At 57.0% G+C, this 17668-nt stretch carries 18 protein-coding genes and 4 pseudogenes; 8 read left to right on the top strand and 14 right to left on the bottom strand.

Annotated features, from left to right (window positions below):
• Positions 1-11: 11 nt before the first annotated feature.
• The 7 genes and pseudogenes from BLU63_RS04880 to BLU63_RS04910 form a co-directional block, all read right to left on the bottom strand.
• Positions 12-683 carry a DedA family protein gene (locus BLU63_RS04880; RefSeq protein ID WP_167362265.1) on the bottom strand — a complete coding sequence of 224 codons (672 nt, stop codon included), beginning with the start codon at positions 681-683 and terminating at the stop codon, positions 12-14.
• A gap of 1 nt (position 684) precedes the next feature.
• Positions 685-1371 (bottom strand): annotated as a pseudogene (locus BLU63_RS04885) (TnsA endonuclease N-terminal domain-containing protein); the annotation flags it as partial.
• Positions 1372-2188: 817 nt separating this feature from the next.
• Positions 2189-2329: pseudogene (locus BLU63_RS33260) on the bottom strand (Arc family DNA-binding protein); the annotation flags it as partial.
• A gap of 84 nt (positions 2330-2413) precedes the next feature.
• Positions 2414-2833, bottom strand: a complete 420-nt coding sequence (locus tag BLU63_RS04895) for a DUF7831 domain-containing protein (RefSeq protein ID WP_231990939.1) — start codon at positions 2831-2833, stop codon at positions 2414-2416.
• Between the two features lie 391 nt (positions 2834-3224).
• Positions 3225-3365 (bottom strand): annotated as a pseudogene (locus BLU63_RS33265) (Arc family DNA-binding protein); the annotation flags it as partial.
• A 41-nt stretch (positions 3366-3406) separates the two neighbouring features.
• Positions 3407-3754 carry a type II toxin-antitoxin system ChpB family toxin gene (locus tag BLU63_RS04905; protein WP_083374992.1) on the bottom strand — a complete coding sequence of 116 codons (348 nt, stop codon included), beginning with the start codon at positions 3752-3754 and terminating at the stop codon, positions 3407-3409.
• A complete protein-coding gene (locus tag BLU63_RS04910; protein WP_083374993.1) occupies positions 3751-4005 on the bottom strand; it encodes an AbrB/MazE/SpoVT family DNA-binding domain-containing protein in 255 nt (84 codons plus the stop codon). The genes BLU63_RS04905 and BLU63_RS04910 overlap by 4 nt, the downstream gene beginning before the upstream one ends.
• A 614-nt stretch (positions 4006-4619) precedes the next feature.
• On the opposite strand from BLU63_RS04910, the gene istA reads away from it, so the two are divergent.
• Positions 4620-6134, top strand: coding sequence for an IS21-like element ISPre4 family transposase (istA, locus tag BLU63_RS04920; RefSeq protein ID WP_041771204.1), 1515 nt, complete (start codon positions 4620-4622; stop codon positions 6132-6134).
• A 20-nt stretch (positions 6135-6154) separates the two neighbouring features.
• Positions 6155-6910 carry an IS21-like element ISPre4 family helper ATPase IstB gene (istB, locus tag BLU63_RS04925; protein ID WP_011077977.1) on the top strand — a complete coding sequence of 252 codons (756 nt, stop codon included), beginning with the start codon at positions 6155-6157 and terminating at the stop codon, positions 6908-6910.
• Here istB and BLU63_RS33000 read toward each other — a convergent pair.
• The 3 genes from BLU63_RS33000 to BLU63_RS04940 all read right to left on the bottom strand — a co-directional run bounded on the left by BLU63_RS33000 (position 6907) and on the right by BLU63_RS04940 (position 8795).
• Positions 6907-7353 carry a hypothetical protein gene (locus BLU63_RS33000; protein ID WP_167362266.1) on the bottom strand — a complete coding sequence of 149 codons (447 nt, stop codon included), beginning with the start codon at positions 7351-7353 and terminating at the stop codon, positions 6907-6909. The genes istB and BLU63_RS33000 overlap by 4 nt on opposite strands.
• Positions 7353-8015, bottom strand: a complete 663-nt coding sequence (locus BLU63_RS04935) for a tyrosine-type recombinase/integrase (protein ID WP_083374995.1) — start codon at positions 8013-8015, stop codon at positions 7353-7355. The genes BLU63_RS33000 and BLU63_RS04935 overlap by 1 nt, the downstream gene beginning before the upstream one ends.
• 255 nt (positions 8016-8270) lie before the next feature.
• The gene (locus tag BLU63_RS04940) at positions 8271-8795 is read right to left on the bottom strand and encodes a hypothetical protein (protein WP_084315806.1); all 525 of its coding nucleotides are present in this window, start codon (positions 8793-8795) and stop codon (positions 8271-8273) included.
• Positions 8796-9081: 286 nt separating this feature from the next.
• On the opposite strand from BLU63_RS04940, the gene mobH reads away from it, so the two are divergent.
• Together mobH and BLU63_RS04950 are read left to right on the top strand one after the other, a co-directional pair.
• Positions 9082-9759: a MobH family relaxase gene (mobH, locus tag BLU63_RS04945; protein ID WP_083374997.1), complete on the top strand. Its 678-nt coding sequence runs from the start codon at positions 9082-9084 to the stop codon at positions 9757-9759.
• Complete coding sequence (locus BLU63_RS04950; RefSeq protein WP_083374998.1) at positions 9668-9946, top strand: helix-turn-helix domain-containing protein; 279 nt, start codon at positions 9668-9670, stop codon at positions 9944-9946. Before mobH ends, BLU63_RS04950 begins: the two co-directional genes overlap by 92 nt.
• A 310-nt stretch (positions 9947-10256) precedes the next feature.
• On the opposite strand, the gene BLU63_RS04955 is transcribed toward BLU63_RS04950, so the two are convergent.
• A complete protein-coding gene (locus tag BLU63_RS04955) occupies positions 10257-10664 on the bottom strand; it encodes an HPF/RaiA family ribosome-associated protein (protein WP_010463173.1) in 408 nt (135 codons plus the stop codon).
• Between the two features lie 213 nt (positions 10665-10877).
• Positions 10878-11825, bottom strand: a complete 948-nt coding sequence (locus BLU63_RS04960) for a LysR substrate-binding domain-containing protein (protein WP_083374999.1) — start codon at positions 11823-11825, stop codon at positions 10878-10880.
• A gap of 135 nt (positions 11826-11960) precedes the next feature.
• On the opposite strand from BLU63_RS04960, the gene BLU63_RS04965 reads away from it, so the two are divergent.
• The 3 genes from BLU63_RS04965 to BLU63_RS04975 all read left to right on the top strand — a co-directional run bounded on the left by BLU63_RS04965 (position 11961) and on the right by BLU63_RS04975 (position 15235).
• The gene (locus BLU63_RS04965) at positions 11961-13337 is read left to right on the top strand and encodes an L-serine ammonia-lyase (RefSeq protein ID WP_083375000.1); all 1377 of its coding nucleotides are present in this window, start codon (positions 11961-11963) and stop codon (positions 13335-13337) included.
• A gap of 62 nt (positions 13338-13399) precedes the next feature.
• Positions 13400-14701: an HAAAP family serine/threonine permease gene (locus tag BLU63_RS04970; RefSeq protein WP_010463179.1), complete on the top strand. Its 1302-nt coding sequence runs from the start codon at positions 13400-13402 to the stop codon at positions 14699-14701.
• Between the two features lie 216 nt (positions 14702-14917).
• The gene (locus tag BLU63_RS04975) at positions 14918-15235 is read left to right on the top strand and encodes a DUF3509 domain-containing protein (RefSeq protein WP_010463182.1); all 318 of its coding nucleotides are present in this window, start codon (positions 14918-14920) and stop codon (positions 15233-15235) included.
• Here the strand turns inward: BLU63_RS04975 and BLU63_RS04980 are convergent.
• Complete coding sequence (locus BLU63_RS04980) at positions 15232-15732, bottom strand: phosphate-starvation-inducible protein PsiE (RefSeq protein WP_077750195.1); 501 nt, start codon at positions 15730-15732, stop codon at positions 15232-15234. The genes BLU63_RS04975 and BLU63_RS04980 overlap by 4 nt on opposite strands.
• 355 nt (positions 15733-16087) lie before the next feature.
• On the opposite strand from BLU63_RS04980, the pseudogene BLU63_RS04985 reads away from it, so the two are divergent.
• Positions 16088-16327, top strand: a pseudogene (locus BLU63_RS04985) (YebG family protein); the annotation flags it as partial.
• Between the two features lie 175 nt (positions 16328-16502).
• Here the strand turns inward: BLU63_RS04985 and BLU63_RS04990 are convergent.
• Entirely contained in the window at positions 16503-17522 is a 1020-nt protein-coding gene (locus BLU63_RS04990; protein WP_010463187.1) for a Glu/Leu/Phe/Val dehydrogenase family protein, read from the bottom strand.
• Positions 17523-17668: the final 146 nt, after the last annotated feature.

A 17668-nucleotide genomic window follows, 5' to 3' on the forward strand; every position in this document is an offset into this window, starting at 1 on the left:
GAGACTGCGGCTCAGCCAGCTGTCGTGGGCACCGGCCCAGCTGCGCAGCCGCTGCACTGCGACGATGAGGTAGGGTATATACCGCGACGCAGTGTCCAGCGCACGATATGCAGGACCACCCAGCCCGCCGCGACTAGTACGACTAGCAGGATCGCGAGCGGTTTTGCAGCCGCACCGAGAATGCTGAACGTCGCACCGACAAGCACGCCGGGCAGGATGTGCGACGGAGCCCAAGTGAGTGCCGACGCGACATTGACGGCATAGAACCGACTGACTGCCATTCCCAGGGTGCCGGCGAGGAGCGGAATGAAGGCGCGGACGCCCGGCGTGAAGCGCGCGAGAAAGACACTTTTGTCGCCGTGACGCGTGAAAAAGGCTTCGCTGCGCTGAATCAGTTCGGGGTGTCGGTTCAGCGGCCAGAGGCCAAGAATCTCGCGGTGGTATCGGTGCCCGAGCCAGAACGAAAGACCATCACCCGCGATGGCGCCTGACGTGGCGGCGACCAGCAACGGCCAGAGCAATAAGACGCCGCTCGGCACCAAGGTGCTGAGCGCGAGGATCACGGCTGTGCCGGGAACGACGACACCGATGATCGGGATTGACTCGGAAAGTTCCAGGAGAAACACCGCCAGATAGGCGACATGCGGGTGCGCCGTCAGGAACGCGATGACCGATGAGACCAAAACGTGCGGCAATCTTTCGCAGAGTTTCAGCAGTACTCCACGGGTACGGACGGCAGCTAGCTTAATGCTCCAGAAAATCTGAGTGTAATGAGGGCTCTGCCAAGGCGCGCGGCAGTTGAGCGAACTTCCTGAGCAAGCCTAAATTCTTGATCAAATCGGGACTGAACATTTCTTCAGTGACAATGGCCCAATCAACGTGTTGACCATCCCAGAAACGTTTTTCGACCGCAAGTTTTTCCAGCGTTCTACTGGCTTGTTTGCCTTCGAGGTCGCAGCGGTATTTGATAGTTCGGGCTACGGACTTAAAGCTGCCATCGGGCTTTTTTATTGTTAATAAAAAATCCGTGGTCATAACATAAGGAAGCACTGTCTTCGGATACTTGGGGTATCGCACTCCGATAGAGCTAGCGATTGCTTGAGCACTTTCTCGCGGCAGCAATGGATACTGCTCGCGTATATCCACAACATTTTCCGAAAACTCACATACCAAAAAATAGGTGCGTTCTAGGTCAGAAAGTAGGTGATGGAGGCGATCGATCTTCACAACCTGGATCTTGTGGGAGTGTCCTCTGGAAGGCACATCTTGGACGCGCAGCCACGGCAGATAACTGGCACCAGCTCCGCTACCGAAGCCATTTGTAATGTGCCGTTGAATGTCTGTCTCTGACGAAAACCTACGACCGCGCAATGCTTCCTCCTTCCTCCTTCCTCCTTCGTCCGCCGGGATCGCCTCTCCTCGCCCTGAAAAAATAGTTATAGGAAAAAATCGTTCACCATCTGCCGATGGCATAGCGCTTTTTAGCCTACTCCCGGAGCGAAACGAAGCGGAAATTCTAGACCGATGGCTCAGCCCAGAAATGAAAACCCCCATAAATACAGGGGTTTAGGCTTTGTGTCAATCTATGTTGTGTCGTGTCAACCTTTATTGTTTTGTGTCAATCTTTATTGTTAGAAACCATAACCTCAATCTGCCTTGAACGAACGTTGAATATCACAATGATTTTCCTGGTTACTTGCAGCCGGTGGTTCCGCACACATCGACCGCATATCTACAGGGATTTATTGAGTAAGCCACCATCCTAATATGGCTGTCAGCATGCCAAAAATAACAGCTACTCTTTGCTTGATAACGCTGGACACCGCAATGCTATACGCGACTATTAAATTTGATAATAATATAAACGCAAGTGACACGGTCCCATGCATCCCAAAGCCCGACCACACAATAAGTATGCAAGCCAGCCCCAGAGCTGCAACGCACTTAACAGAAACTCGTACTCTTGATGGCCATTCACGAGTTTTATTCCTTATAACCATTTCTTACTTCCTTATTCATGTTCTTTGGCGCGAAATGCCCCGCCATGGTACTGCCAAAAGCCCAATCAAGGGCCGGTGGTGTGCAGCGGGAATTTCCCTTAGGGCTGTGCTGCCGCCTCAAGAATTGCGATCTTCTGATTCAGAAAGCTGTTGAGTTTCCGCATCTCCTCGTATTTCCGCTCAAGGTCCAGCGAGCCATCAATTCGCGCGATAATTTCACTGTTCATGCTTCGGTGATTGTTTCCTGCCGCCTCGTTGATACGTTCACGCAGCCCATCCGGCAGGCGCACTACGAACTTATCTGCCGTCCTAGAGTTATACGACGGCATCAGGGTCGGCTCAGGTTTGCTTGGCATGCTATTTCCGTTAACTGTGGTTGTTGGCAGCCGACTCGCTGAATCGGCTCTCGACAATCACTGATCGAACTCGAAGTGAGCCGAAAGGATGCTGCGCATTTGTTGGTACACCTCCGGGCTGCTGGTTGCCATCCGAGCGAGGCCAGTGCCCAGCCCTGCGGCTGGAAACACCACCGTCCTGGTGCGCGCAAGTACGTACAGCTCGCGCAAAGCTTGCAACACTGCCTGCACCTCATCAGGCCGATCCGAGAAGAAGGCCGATGCCGCCATAGAAGGTGCACGCTTGGTAGGAATGCCGAAAGCATTCGGCTCGCCTCGCACGGCTGCTTGGCCAGCAGTACCACGGCGCAAAAGGTTGTCGCCGAAGACGTAGATTTTGTCCGGATTACTCCGCAGAAGCTCCACGCTCAGATGCGCTTCAACCATTGCTTTGCTAGATGCTTGAGCCGGATTTTGATTTGCTTGAGAGTGATTCAAATCGGATTCCCCCGAGGTAGTTACCATTGCTTCGCTGAGTGCCTTTCGCCGTAGCACGCCGGTTGACTGGCCGGGAAAGCGCACTGCAAGGGCAAAAGCGGAAGCCGCAGCTAAGCGAGCAGAGCGAGTCTGAACGGGTGAGCATTTTGGGCGTAGCCATTCCCTTGCTGGGTGCCCCGGCCTGGCTACCGTCAAGTGCAGGCGGAAGGTTCGCAGCGATGCAGGCGCACACGGCACAGCGGACTTGAACACTGCTTGACCTACGCTCTGCATCTTCATGGGACTTTCCGTCGAATTTCCCTCAGGGCTGTGATGCCGCCTCAAGAATTGCGATCTTCTGATTCAGAAAGCTGTTCAGTTGCCGCATCTCTTCGTATTTCCGCTCAAGATCCAGCGAGCCATTAATTCGCGCTACAATTTCACCGTTCATGCTTCGGTGATTGTTTTCTGCCGCCTCGTTGATACGTTCACGCAGCCCATCTGGCAGGCGCACTACGAACTTATCTGCCGTCCTAGAGTTGTACGACGGCATCAGAGTCGGTACAGGTTTGCTTGGCATGTTGGTTTTCCCCGTTACTCAAAGAGTGCTTGGACACGGGCCAGCACATCGTCAATCACAACCTCGGGAACCGACTCAATACGCTTTGCGCCACGAGCCTCAAGGTCAACGGTGCGAACCTGGTTACACAGAACAACACCTTGAGTCTCAGTACCTGAACCACTTAACGGCACCGCAAAACCGGCGTATCGGGCAAAGTCGCCGCCCTGCGTGATCGGTGCAATGATTGCGAGGCCAGATGCGTTATAAGCCGCAGGTGTGAGAATTAATGCCGGACGGAAATCGCCCTGCTGCTCACGGCCAGCGGTTGGATTCAGGTTCAGGCGCACAATGTCAGCCCGGTTAAATTTGGCTCGCTTCAAACTTCACGTCCTACTGGCTGCATGTCGTTCCACTCAGCCAGTTCCGCAGGCTCAGGCGCATTCAAATCACACTTGGCCATCAGATCAGCCAGCCGATAGTGCAGCTTGGCTTTTGCCGGTTTGAGCGTCATCACTCCTGCGGACGCATCGAGCATCAGCACATCGCCGCTGACCAGGCTCATTTGCTTGAGCACGGTCGCGGGCAGGCGAATCGCCGCGCTATTGCCCCACTGCTGAATTTTCACTTCCATAAAACACCTCATAAAGTAGAAACATTGTAGATACTATTCGCAAGCAGGGCAAGCCATTTGTATAAACATAGTATCTACAATGCTAGCTCAGAGCAGGATATGAAGTTAACGTCTCGGCCAAGGCCGATCAGGCTCAAGATGTCGTTTTCCGTGGTCGGTATCCGGCCTAGGTTGATCCTGAGGTCGTGGACGAGGCGGGTCCTGCGGAGGTTGTCTTGGTGGTTGTCTATCGTTACTCATTGGAAAGCGCTCCGGGAACGTAAAATTGATGATTCGGAAGCTCGGATAAAACTTGCTGTTCGCATAATTTTTTTAATCCGGCCACCTCTACTCTCTCAGGGGATTTGTCGACAAAATTTCGAAGTCTTTCTTTGATGGACTTGAAGCGGTTTTGATGCACCTTTTCGTAGCCACGCGCCTGACTGATATCGAGATGCGGATTCCACGGCCATCCGGCCACCTATTCCATAAACATCCGGCCACTGATTCCACGATGATCCGGCCACCCATTCCACGCTCATCCGGCCACCCTTAAGGCAGGCAGCAACGCAGGATTATTCACTACCATCGACCTCTTTTATCGAAGCAGAGAGGTCGTCGTGGAGCGTTTATCCATGCGTAAAATTCGAGAAGTGCTACGTCTCAAATTCGAGGTCGGCCTATCTGCCCGCCAGGTCGCTGGCAGCTTGCAAGTAGGCCGAGCCAGCGTCGGTGAGTACCTCAATCGCTTTGCTGCCAGCGGCCTGACCTGGCCCTCTGCGCTGACTGACGCCGAGTTACAACGGCATCTTTTTCCGCCGCCGCCCACCGTTCCCAGCGATCAAAGGCCGGTGCCAGACTGGGCTCATGTACACGGGGAGTTACGCCGCCCCGGCGTAACTCTGGCCCTGCTTTGGCAGGAATACCGACTCGCCCACCCGCAAGGCTTCCAATACAGCTGGTTCTGCGAGCACTACCGCCTCTGGGCCGCCAAGGTCGACGTGGTCATGCGCCAGGAGCACCGTGCCGGCGAAAAGCTGTTCGTCGATTACGCCGGCCAGACCGTACCGGTCATTGATCGGCGAACCGGCGAGATCCGCCAAACGCAGATCTTCGTCGCCGTTCTCGGCGCGTCCAGCTACACCTTTGCCGAGGCCACCTGGTCGCAGAAGCTGCCTGACTGGCTGGGCTCGCACGCCCGCTGTTTTGCTTTTTTCGGTGGCACATCGCAGATCCTGGTGCCCGATAATCTGCGCAGCGGCGTCACCAAGGCGCATCGCTACGAGCCCGACATCAACCCCAGTTACCGCGATCTCGCCGAGCATTACGGCATCGCCGTATTACCTGCTCGCTCGCGCAAACCCAAGGACAAAGCCAAGGTCGAAGTCGGCGTGCAAGTCGTCGAGCGCTGGATCCTCGCCGCGCTGCGCAACCGCCAGTTCTTCTCGCTGGGCGAACTCAACACGGCAATCAGCCTGCTGCTCGAACGCCTCAATCAAAAGCCCTTCAAGAAGCTGCCCGGCTCACGCCGCTCGGCCTTTGAGACCATCGACCAACCCGCACTGCAACCGCTACCAGAACATCCGTACATCTACGCCGAATGGAAAAAGGTGCGGGTGCACATCGACTACCACGTCGAGGTCGAGGGCCATTACTACTCGGTGCCGTACCAGTTGGTGAAGCACCAACTCGAAGTGCGGCTAACCGCTAAGACCGTCGAGTGCTTCCACGCCAACCAGCGGGTGGCCAGTCACCTGCGCTCGCTGCACAAAGGCCGCCACACCACCCAAACCGAGCACATGCCCAAGAGCCACCGGGAGCACGCCGAATGGACACCGCAACGGCTGATCCGCTGGGCCGAGCAGACCGGGCCTAACACCGCTGGCGTTATCGCCTACATCCTTGAGCGCCGAATCCATCCTCAGCACGGCTTCCGCGCCTGCCTGGGCATCCTGCGCCTGAGCAAGCAGCACGGCGAAGAGCGGCTGGAAGCCGCTTGCCAGCGAGCGCTGGCACTGGGCGCGTGCAGCTACAAAAGCCTTGAATCGATCCTGCGCCAAGGGCTGGAAAAGCTACCGCTGTCCCAGCAAAACCTGCCGCTACTGCCCGACGAACACATCAACCTGCGCGGCCCTGGCTACTACCACTGACCTGAAAAAGGAGCACCAAAATGCTGCCCAATCCGACACTCGACAAGCTGCAAACCCTGCGCCTGCACGGCATGATCAAGGCGCTGAGCGAGCAACACGCCACGCCCGATATCAATGATCTGAGCTTCGACGAACGCCTCGGCCTGATGATCGACCGCGAGCTGACCGAACGTGAAAACACGCGTCTGAGCAGCCGGCTGAAACTGGCACGACTGCGCCACAACGCTTGCCTGGAAGACATCGATTACCGCAGCCCACGCGGCCTGGACAAGTCCCTGATCCTGCAACTGGGCAGCGGCCAATGGCTGCGCGATGGCTTGAACCTGATCATCGGCGGCCCGACCGGTGTAGGCAAAACCTGGCTCGCCTGCGCGCTGGCCCACAAGGCCTGCCGTGACGGCTACAGCGTGCGCTACTTGCGTCTGCCGCGCCTGATGGAGGAACTGGGCCTGGCCCACGGAGACGGTCGATTCGCGAAACTGATGGCGGGCTATGCCAAGACCGACTTGCTGATCCTGGACGACTGGGGCCTGGCGCCGTTTACCGCACCGCAACGGCGCGACATGCTTGAGCTATTGGACGACCGCTACGGCAACCGCTCGACGCTGGTCACCAGCCAGATGCCCGTGGACAAATGGCATGCACTGATCGGCGATCCGACCTTGGGCGACGCGATCCTCGACCGGCTGGTGCACAACGCTTATCGGATCGAACTGAAGGGCGAATCGATGCGCAGACGCGCAACGAAATTGACGACGACAGGGACTTCAGACTAACAATGCAAACCTGCGTCGCTGCGCTCCGACTGCCTGGCCGGATGAGCGTGGAACGGGTGGCCGGATGTTGGTGGACTGGGTGGCCGGATGGCGTGGAATGCGCAATCGAGACGCAAATCCCTCAAGTCATATGCAATCAACCTGTAAGCTATGAGGAGTTCTTCATAGCTCTTGATCTTTTTCGCGTAGCTCAGAAACGGTTTCGCGATTGCTACTAGCGCCGCAACTGCAAGAAAACCCTGCCAATACGGCTGACCAGCAGTCGTCTTCCAAAAAGCAAATCCAGCAATCGCAGATGTCGAGGAAGTACAAGCGATTGTAATTTCAGCCCAGAAATTTCGGCGCTCGAACGTCAGAAGGCGACGTCCGTAATACAGTTGATTCAATCGAGCCGTGCGCAAAAGGTCATAAACATCCCAAACCGGGTGATCCTTATTCGACATCAAATAATTCTCCGCACAATGTCACCCAACCGCGCAGGATCGCCAGCGCAGAGCTTCTTTACTGCTTCAAGGCTCTCGATGCCCAGAATCTCGCTTATGTGCCGCAGATCGATGCCACGGCGCTTGAGCTTGACCGCGAGCGTTCGCCGCCCTGACTGCGCACTGGCTCCCTCGATCCCGGCAAGGCCAAACAGGCGGGTGTACAACCGGCTGAGCTGGTTCGCGCTGTAATAGGTCTTGCCGTCCCGGCGTTGAGCACTAATCTTTAACCCTTCGCCTGTTCGACCGGAGACGAACAAGGGCGAGTCGGGATCAAGGCCACGGAAAGCCATCACCCTGGTTGAAACGCCGTGACCGCGCACAAGTCGTTCTGCAAGGTGCGCATCTATCGAATTGGTCAGTTTCTTACTGGTCCAGCACAACGGCCTTGAACGATGGTTATAGGCAATCTCTGCACGTACCTGGGAGTCGATCAGCACAGCGCCGGATTCAGTCAGGTAATCGCTCACACGTAGACGGCAAATCTCCGTCACGGTCATGCCAGTGCCAAAGCAGGTCAACAACAACGCCGCATCACGGCCCCCATTCTCGGGGCTGCTCACTTTGGCGACTTTCACCGCATGCTCAAGCTGTTCATCTTCGATAACGATAGCCTTTGGCATGGATCACTCTAAATGCTTAATTACCATCAATCCTGACATAGTACGTCAACAAAAAGGCCGGAGATAGCCCCAGCCTGATGGTGTTACTCACGTTCACGGAAAGTTGCACGACTAGTCGCGACTATTAGCAGCGCGTTGTAGCGCTACCAGTCGCAACAATTGCCATCACTAGTCGCAGCCATTTCGAAAATAGAAGGCTGTTGCTAGTGACCGTCACCCCTAGCGTTGTCGCATCTATTTCGGAAGCCGACATCTTCATTTTTGAGTCAAACACTTTCCTCGTAGCGACGGCGGGATATGGTTCGGACCGCCGAGCGCCACCAATGACCATTCCTCCTCGGTCATTTCGCTGGTTGCCCCCTTACAGAATTTTCTGTACGCCCGCAGATACTGTTCGGAGTCCATATCGACAGTCGACGGTTTGACTTGGATGGGGACAGCAGAAGGTGTTCCTTGTGCAAGTGCTGAGCGTTGCCAATCCTCCGGACTTCCACGCAAAGCGAAGATTTTGACTGCGCCGTGATCGGACTCTTCGTTTTGGACAACAGGCCTGATCACGATTGCATCCTCGGACGCAAGCACGTGTTGATACGTGGGTTTCCGTAGCGCAGCACCGCCACGTCCCTCATGTCCCCAGGATGCACAAAACTCATCCCAATGGCGGACGGGAACCTCTACTGTCGTTGGCGCCACATAGCTAATCTCCTGCTTTGGTTTAGTCGAGCATCCGGTGACAGCGATGCTGATTAATAGCGCAATCATTAAGGTTTGATGCTTCACGATACTGTCTCTGTCTGAGGATGACAGTGAGGATAAAGGCCCTTGTTATCGCGCGTCGTTGTTGTCTGCCCCCACCGGGGGGGTCAATAGCGACGGGTATCCACTCCATCAATTGGCATCATTTCAGTCACAAGAACTGAATTGGTGCGTTGAATTGTTCAGAAATGCTTTAGCTAGGTTTTTTGGTCGCCGCCAGGCAGCCCATTCTATTCCTGAGCCCAAACATCCAGTTCACGTCCTGCTTTCTCCTGAAGTAATCAAAGGACTCCAGGATGGGGACGAACATATGCTGCGTTACCCTCCATTCATCAGCGGGTACCCCGCGCTGATTCGTGGGGGAGATTTACTGAAGCTTCACGTCGACAAATTGACCAAAATTCAGACGACTCTGGGCTTAAGGCCGGAAGAGTTTGAAGAGTTGGTTATGCCCGTTTTGCGGGCATACGCAGATTACGTTCATCTCCTTCCGGCGTCCGAGCTTCACCATCACCGTGGCCCTGGCCCTGGCGGTTTGATGCGGCACGGTATCGAGGTCGCCGCCTTCGCGGTTCTCAAGTCCAACAATGCAGTGTTTGATCACGATAAATATCCGCAAGAGAAGTCCAAGCGCGAGAAGCCTTGGCGAGTTGCTGCGATGTGCGCGGGGTTAATCCATGACGCTGGAAAGCCGCTGACAGATCTGCGAGTGACAGATGAGACGGGAGAAAAAGTATGGGCTCCTGTGGAGGAGTCGTTGCTTGAATGGGCAAACCATCAAAGCGTGGCCCGGTATTACCTCCATTGGAATGCAAATCGTCACAAGGTTCATAAACACCTCTCGGCGACGATGGTTGACACGCTTATTCCTCGTAAAACCCGCGGCTGGATAATGAATGCTGGCCAAGACATCTACGCGTCCATGGTCAACGCAATCAGTGGCAACAGCATGCAAATGGGTGGGCAAATCTTTTTCGGACGTGAGTAGTAGGACCTACCTCAGTACCTTGGAGCGGGGACAGAAATGTCCGACGCTCGAGAAAGTGGTTGAACTGGCCTCCGTACTGCAGGTTCACCCGCTGACGTTAATCGCTGAGAGTTTCCTGGTCCTCGAGCCAGGTCAGACGCTTGAGGCATTGCTGGACGTTGTCCAGTGTGAAGCGCGGCCGGTCTGAGTTTTCCAGCCTACCAATCTGTCTGGTCGATTAGGGAAACCAATTCGGCAGCACGAGCCGCAGGCGATGGGTTTCGTTGATAAGTCGTGCGAGGAGCACGGCTTTGCATAGAACTGAATCTTGCTTACATCCGATGTCAAATCAGGGTATGGCTTTCACATTAGCGAGTAAAAAAACACCCCTCAGAGAGGGGTATTTGTGTAGTTACAATTTAGAAAGGCTCTAAATATGTATTCTCATGTGGGGGGAATAACATGTGCAGGCCCGTTTTTAAGGGTGGAGAGCGGAAAGGTTAAATGTGGATCAGGCTTCAGCCGTTTTGCGCAGCCTGTTCGTTCTCGAGAAATTCATCTTCCAGCAGCGCATCGGCAGTGGGTCTTTCGAACGGCACCAAAGCGGCACGTGGTTTGCCCCGCAGTTTGCCGAACAGATGCTCAAGCGCATGTTCGAGTTTTTCCGCCGCACCGTCGATTGCTTGCTCCAGGGTGTCGGCTTTATGAGTGACAGAAATCGGTTGGTGGCCTTTTGGCCGCGCTTCCAGTTGGCAGCGCATGTCATGGGGACCTGGCTTGTCGCCATTCTCGTCCCGCAGATGGACCTCGACGCGTGTCAGGTCCTCTTCATAACGTTCGAGCGTGCTCTCAATGGTAGTACGTACCCACTCCTCCAGTCGGATGCTGCTTTGAATATGGTTATCACTGTTGACTTGGATTTGCATAGTTCATCCCTTATTTCAGCTAGCTCGCGAGAGGCGCATCGGCTGGCCCTTGGGCGTCATCACCGTGACCTCTTACTTACACAATCGGTCTGCGCGAAGAACATTTCAACCCCTAAAAAAAGATAAATATGGATTCGCAAAAAAAGTCGGACAACCACCAAAAGCGCTGTTAAGGTCGGGAGTTGGGTCGCCTCTCTCCTCAGTCACAATTGCTCACATCTGTCGCTCCGCCAGCGGGTGCAGACTGCGGAAAATCCCCGCCTCTTCTACCAGCCAGTCATGCACCGCACGCACGCCCGGATGGCTCAGCGCCCCTGGCGCATAAAGCAGCACGTAGCGTTTGTGATTGGGCACCGCCAGCCCGAACGGCACAATCAACGTCCCCCGCTCCAGTTCATCGTTAAGCAACGTGCGCCGCGCAATTGCCACGCCCATGCCGGCTATCGCCGCTTCGATGGTCAGGTGATTGCGATTAAAGGTATGCCCGCGCCGCACGTCCGCGCCCTCGAAGCCGATGGCATTGAGGTAGAACTCCCATTCCGCGTACTCGTAACTGCCGCGCCAGGCGGTGATGTCGTGCAGCAACGGAAAGTGCACCAGGTCCGCCGGGCCATGCAGCGGCGGTCGGCCACGTAGCAGGCTCGGGGCGCAGACCGGGAATATCTGCTCGTCGAGCAAGGTTGTGGATAACAACCCGGGATAACTGCCGTCATTCAGGTCGATCGCCAGGTCGAAGTCCCCTTCATGCAACGGCACGCTGCTGTCCTCGGCCACCAGGCGCAATTGAATGTCCGGAAAGCGCTGCTGCAAGCGTGGCAGGCGCGGGGTCAGCCACTTGCTCAGGAACGATGGAATCGAACGCACCCGCAGAATTCCGCTGATCATTCCGGCGTCCAGTCGTCGCAATTCCGCATCGATGCTGCCGTAAGCCTCGTTGACGGTGATGGCCAGTCGCTGGCCCTCGGCGCTCAATTCCACGCCGCGCGCACGACGGTGAAACAAGCGAAAGCCCAGCCGCTCTTCCAGTTGGCGGATTTGCTGACTGACCGCACCCGGCGTGATGTGCAGCTCTTCGGCGCAGCGGGTGAAGGACAAGTGCCGCGCGGCACAGGAAAACACGTGCAGCCAGACGTAAGTCTGGGCGTGCAATTGGCGACTCATTGTTTAGTCCTGCTAAAGGCTGTCTTAGGAAGTTTCGTTGGTCATGTAGGACCGAGGTCGGCAGTATCGCCGACATTGCGCTTGTCCTACAAAAATGGCAGCGATTTCTCTTCCATTGCTTGTATAGGCTTTAGCATGGCTATCAGTGTTTTCGATCTCTTCAAAGTCGGCATCGGTCCGTCCAGTTCCCACACCGTCGGCCCGATGCGCGCCGCCGCGACCTTCGCCCAGGCACTGATTGACCAGAATTTGCTCGACGCCGTCCGTCGGGTAGAAATCCGCCTTTACGGCTCCCTTTCCGCCACCGGCGTCGGCCACGCGACCGACCGCGCCTGCGTGATGGGCCTGATGGGCGAATGGCCGGACAGCATCGATCCGACCACCATCGACAGCCGAATCCAGACTTTGCGCGAAACCGGCGAACTGACTCTGGCCGGCAACAAGACCATTGCCTTCACCTGGCAACGCGATCTCCTGCTGCTCGATGAGAGTCTGCCCTACCACCCCAACGCCATGTCGCTGACAGCCTTCGGCGAAACCGGTGAGCTGTCGGAGCAAACGTACTACTCGATCGGCGGCGGTTTCATCATCGAAGCGGCGGAAGCCGAGTCCGGCATTGCGCCGGCCAGCGATGTGGTGCTGCCCTACGATTTCTCCAGCGCCGCCGAATTGCTCAAGCTCTGCAACCAGCACGGCTTGCGGGTTTCCGAGTTGATGATGGCCAACGAACTGGCCTGGCGCAGCGAAGCCGAAATCCGTCAGGGCTTGCTGCACATCTGGTCGGTGATGCGTGAGTGCGTCGAGCAAGGCATGCGTCACGAAGGCATCCTGCCCGGTGGTCTGAATGTTCCGCGCCGCGCGGCGAAACTGCACCGCAGCCTGCTGGAAATCGGCAAACCGAATGTCATCACCTCCACGCTGTCGGCCATGGAGTGGGTGAACCTGTTCGCCCTCGCCGTGAACGAAGAAAACGCGGCGGGCGGGCGCATGGTCACGGCACCGACCAACGGCGCAGCAGGGATCATTCCGGCAGTGTTGCACTACTACATGAAATTCAACCCGGACGCGTCGGACGATGACGTGGTCGCCTTCTTTTTGGCCGCGGCGGCCGTAGGCATTCTCTGCAAGAAAAACGCGTCGATCTCCGGTGCCGAAGTCGGCTGCCAGGGTGAAGTCGGTTCCGCCTGCGCCATGGCCGCCGCCGGCCTGGCCGACGTGCTCGGCGCCACGCCCGAGCAACTGGAAAACGCCGCCGAAATCGGCCTGGAGCACAACCTCGGCCTGACTTGCGATCCGGTCGGCGGCCTGGTGCAAGTGCCGTGCATCGAGCGCAATGCCATCGCGGCGGTGAAGGCCATCAATGCCACGCAAATGGCCCTGCGCGGCGACGGCAAACACTTTATTTCCCTGGACCGGGTGATCCGCACCATGCGCGATACCGGCGCCGACATGCATGACAAATACAAAGAGACTTCACGGGGCGGCCTGGCAGTGAGCTGGGTGGAGTGCTGAGGAGCATTCCCTGACCGCCTGCAACACGTGAGCCCGAGCAAGAACAATAACGAGGCCAAACGATGACCGATGTACGTACACCTGCTGCCGAAAATCCCGCTGTAGACCTGACACGCAATAGCGAAATAACCCACAAGGGCTGGAGCAAACACGACACCACCTGGATGCTCGGCCTCTATGGCACGGCGATTGGTGCCGGAACGCTGTTCCTGCCGATCAACGCCGGCGTGGGTGGCTTCTGGCCGCTGCTGATCCTGGCAGTGCTGGCATTCCCCATGACCTACTTCGCTCACCGGGGCCTGACCCGCTTCGTGCTGTCCGGCCGTTCCGGGGACATCACCGAAGTCGTTGAAGAACACTTCGGCATCGGTGCAGGCAAGCTGATCACGTTGCTGTATTTCTTCGCGATCTTCCCGATTCTGCTGGTGTACAGCGTGGCGCTGACCAACACCTTGAGCAGCTTCATGGAGCATCAGTTGCACATCGCCCCACCACCGCGAGCGATTCTGTCGCTGGTGTTGATTCTTGGTCTGATGGCGATCGTGCGCTGCGGCCAGGGCGTCATCGTCAAATGCATGAGCGTGTTGGTTTACCCGTTCGTCGCGGCGTTGCTGCTGCTCGGCGTCAGCCTGATCCCGAACTGGAACGGCGCGTTCTTCGCCACTGCCAGCGAAGGCATGCCGTTGCCGCTGTTCTTCAAAACCCTGTGGCTGGCGATTCCGGTGATGGTGTTCTCGTTCAACCATTCGCCGATCATTTCCGCTTTCGCCGTTGACCAGAAACAGCGTTACGGCGAACAGGCCGAACGCAAGAGCAGCGGCATCCTCGCCATCGCCCACGCGATGATGGTGGTGACGGTGATGTTCTTCTGCTTCAGCTGCGTGCTGGCACTGTCCCCGGCTGACCTGGCGGCGGCGAAGGCGCAGAACATCTCGATCCTGTCGTACCTGGCCAACCACTTCCAGACCCCGGTCATCGCTTATGCCGCGCCGCTGATTGCGCTGGTGGCGATCACCAAATCCTTTCTCGGCCATTACATCGGCGCCAGCGAAGGCTTTCAGGGCCTGATCGTGAAAAGCCTGCGCGGCCGTGGCCGGGTGATGTCGGCGAGCTGGCTGAACCGCATCACGGCGCTGTTCATGATCCTCAGTTGCTGGGCCGTGGCGACGTTCAATCCGAGCATCCTCGGCATGATCGAAACCCTCGGCGGGCCGATCATTGCGTGCCTGTTGTTCCTGATGCCGATGTACGCCATCCGCCGCGTGCCGGCCTTGCGCCAGTACTCCGGGCAAGTGTCGAACGTGTTCGTGGTGTTGATCGGTTTGATTGCACTGTCTGCGATCATCTACTCGTTCATGCCCTGAAACGGGCAGGCAAAAAGAAAGCGGGCCAAGGTGCCCGCCTCTTTTTGGCCGCGATCATTGTTCGACAATTTTTCCGGCATGGCCCTTGCTACATCACCTGCGAGGCAAAAGGACTTTTGAAAACCTCAGCGAGCGGCTTGCCGATGGTCCGGTAACGCGAACCAACCCGATCATGGCCGGTCAACAACTGCACGTTCAATCAGGCGGTGACGCATCATGGACAACCCTTTTCAGCTCATTACCGATGCCTTTGCAGCGGATTATCAGATCAACCTGAGCATTCAAGGTCTGGACGGCAGCATCATGCTGACCCTCTCCAACAGCGGCCATGTGGTTGCCAAGCGGATGATCAGCGCCGAACAGCGCAATGACCCCAAGCGCCTCAAGCGCCTGGTGCAAAGCATTCAGTTCGGCATCGCCATTGAACAGGGCCACAGCGCCGTGGCCATCCTCGAAGCCATGACCGATGGCGACAATCGCAACCTGCCGCCACCCTTGGCCAAAGCCCGGCCTCGCCCGACCATGGGCCTTTAAATCTCTCCCTTCTCGACGTCTGGATGCTCACCGGAACCCGTACCGATCTTGCGTTGCGGGTGCTCGATCTTCACAGAAGGGAATTGCGACGAAGCGTAACGCACCACCAGGATCGCGAACGCCAACAGCAGAATCCCGCCGCACAGGTAGATGATCCCCAGGTCCGGCGGATTGTGGTGCGAGACGTTGGAGATCAGCAGCCGCGTCAGCGCCGTGATCGCCACGTAGATCAGGAAACGTACCGGCATGTGGTTGGTCTTGAAGTAAATCCCGACCATCGCCCCCAGTTCCAGATAGATGAACAGCAGCAAGATGTCATCGATCTTGATGTGCCCTTCTTCGATCATCCCCAGAAATTCCATCACCGCCGCCCACGCGGTCACTGCACCGATGGCGAACAGCGCCAGGTAATGGAAGGTCTCGACGAACAGGTTGCCCAAAGACTCTGCCAATTGATGCACGTTCTGCCGCAGGTTCTCGGCCCAGTTGATTTTCACGATGATTCTTCCTTAGCTCGGTTCGAGCGGATAATGCGGTTTTGACGTGACGGTTGTTCTGCATGCAGAAAAAAGGCCAGGGGCTGTTGGGTGAGATGGCGATGGGCTGCCACGGGGCACTTTTTTGGTGTCTCGTCGGGCCCTTCGCGGGCAAGCCTCGCTCCTACAGATCACATCAACCTGTAGGAGCGAGGCTTGCCCGCGAATGGAGCAACACGGTTTAACTGACAAATGCTGATTTCGGTCTACATTAAAAAGCCACTACCCAAAGCGCAGGGATTCGCTTATCCTTTTAGCTGTATATAAATACAGTGGTCGAAACAGACAACTAATGTGAAGGCATGTGAGGTGGTGAATGGCCGTCGAAGTGGTATACCGCAGCAGCCGAGATCTGGAGCGCTTGTTCATGGATAAAGCCGAAGCTGACCGTCATGACAAAATGCTCGAACTGGCTGAATTGCTGGCTGAAGTGTTGCAGAAAGCCGTTCCGTCCCTGACCGAACAGCAAGTGGAAGAAGCCGGGATCTACATGGCAAAGAACCGCGATGTATTTGCCAAGGCATTCAAGAGCCAGCCGGACGCGTTGTCCGAACTGCTGAATGCGCCGGTTGAAGTGGTTGAAAAGGTTGAACCGGTCGAAGAGGGTGAAGCCGCTGCGCCGACCAAGCCAGCCAAAGCCGCCAAGACACCGAAGTAAACAATGCCCGAATTGAATAGGCCCTGAGTCCAATGGCTCAGGGCCTTTTTCATGTCTGCAGTAAAGGCATGGCTCAGCGGTACAGCACTTTTTCCGCCAACTCGTCCGCCACCCGCGCCGGAGAGCGTTTTTCCGCCTGGGCATGGGCGAAGACTTCGGTCAGCCGCGAGGCGATTTTCGACAGGTGGGCGGTAATGGTTGTGAGCTCTTCGCCACGGTGTTTGAGTGAAACGTAGATCAGCCCGCCGGAATTGATCACGTAGTCCGGCGCATACAAAATGCCGCGCCGCTCCAGTTGATCGGCGACTTCCAGATGGGTTAGCTGATTGTTCGCAGAACCGGCCACTGCCGAGCAGCGCAGTTGCGTCACGCTGTGGCTGTTGAGCACACCGCCCAGGCCGCAGGGCGCGAGAATGTCGCACGGCGTACTGAGCAGCGCGTCATTGGCGATCGGGTGAGCGCCCAATTGCTCCATCGCCAATTGCACCTTGCCATGATCAATGTCGCTGACCAGCAGTTCGGCACCGGCCGCATGCAGCTGTTCGGCCAAGGCATAACCGACGTTACCCAGCCCCTGGATGGCCACTCGCAGGCCTTCGAGGTTATCGCTGCCCAGACGGGCCATGGCGGTGGCACGGATGCCGGTGAACACCCCCATCGCTGCGTGTGGCGCGGGATCGCCCGCCGAGGTGGTGCTGGTGACGTGTTGGGTCTGTTGGGCGATGCAATCCATGTCCGCCACCGAGGTGCCGCTGTCGATCGCCGTGATGTAGCGCCCGTCGAGCTGATTGATGCAGCGGCCGAAGGCTTCGAACAGCGCCGCGCGGTTTTCCACATGGACCGGTCGAACAATTACCGCCACCCCGCCGCCCTGCGCCAGGCCGGCCAACGCAGCTTTGTAACTCATTCCCTGCGCCAGGCGAATGGCATCCTCGACCGCAGACTCGTCGCTGGGATAGGCAAGGTAACGACATCCCCCCAGGGCAGGCCCCAGGCGGCTGCTATGAATGGCAATGACCGCCTTCAACCCGGTGACCGGGTCGACGCTCAGATGCAGCGATTCAAGGCGAGTGCTTTGCATGAGAGCGAACATCGTCGGGCTCCCGAATCACTTCTTGTAGTCGCCAGTATAGGCTTGCGCCCAAAATTTGCAGAAGCGCACCGGAATAAGCGGCGCTGCATTGCAGGCTTTCGGGCATAACCTGCGACCTCATGTGTGCGGTACTGGACGAATGCCGG

The sequence above is a fragment of the Pseudomonas mandelii genome, from assembly GCF_900106065.1.
GTDB classification, from domain to species: domain Bacteria; phylum Pseudomonadota; class Gammaproteobacteria; order Pseudomonadales; family Pseudomonadaceae; genus Aquipseudomonas; species Aquipseudomonas mandelii.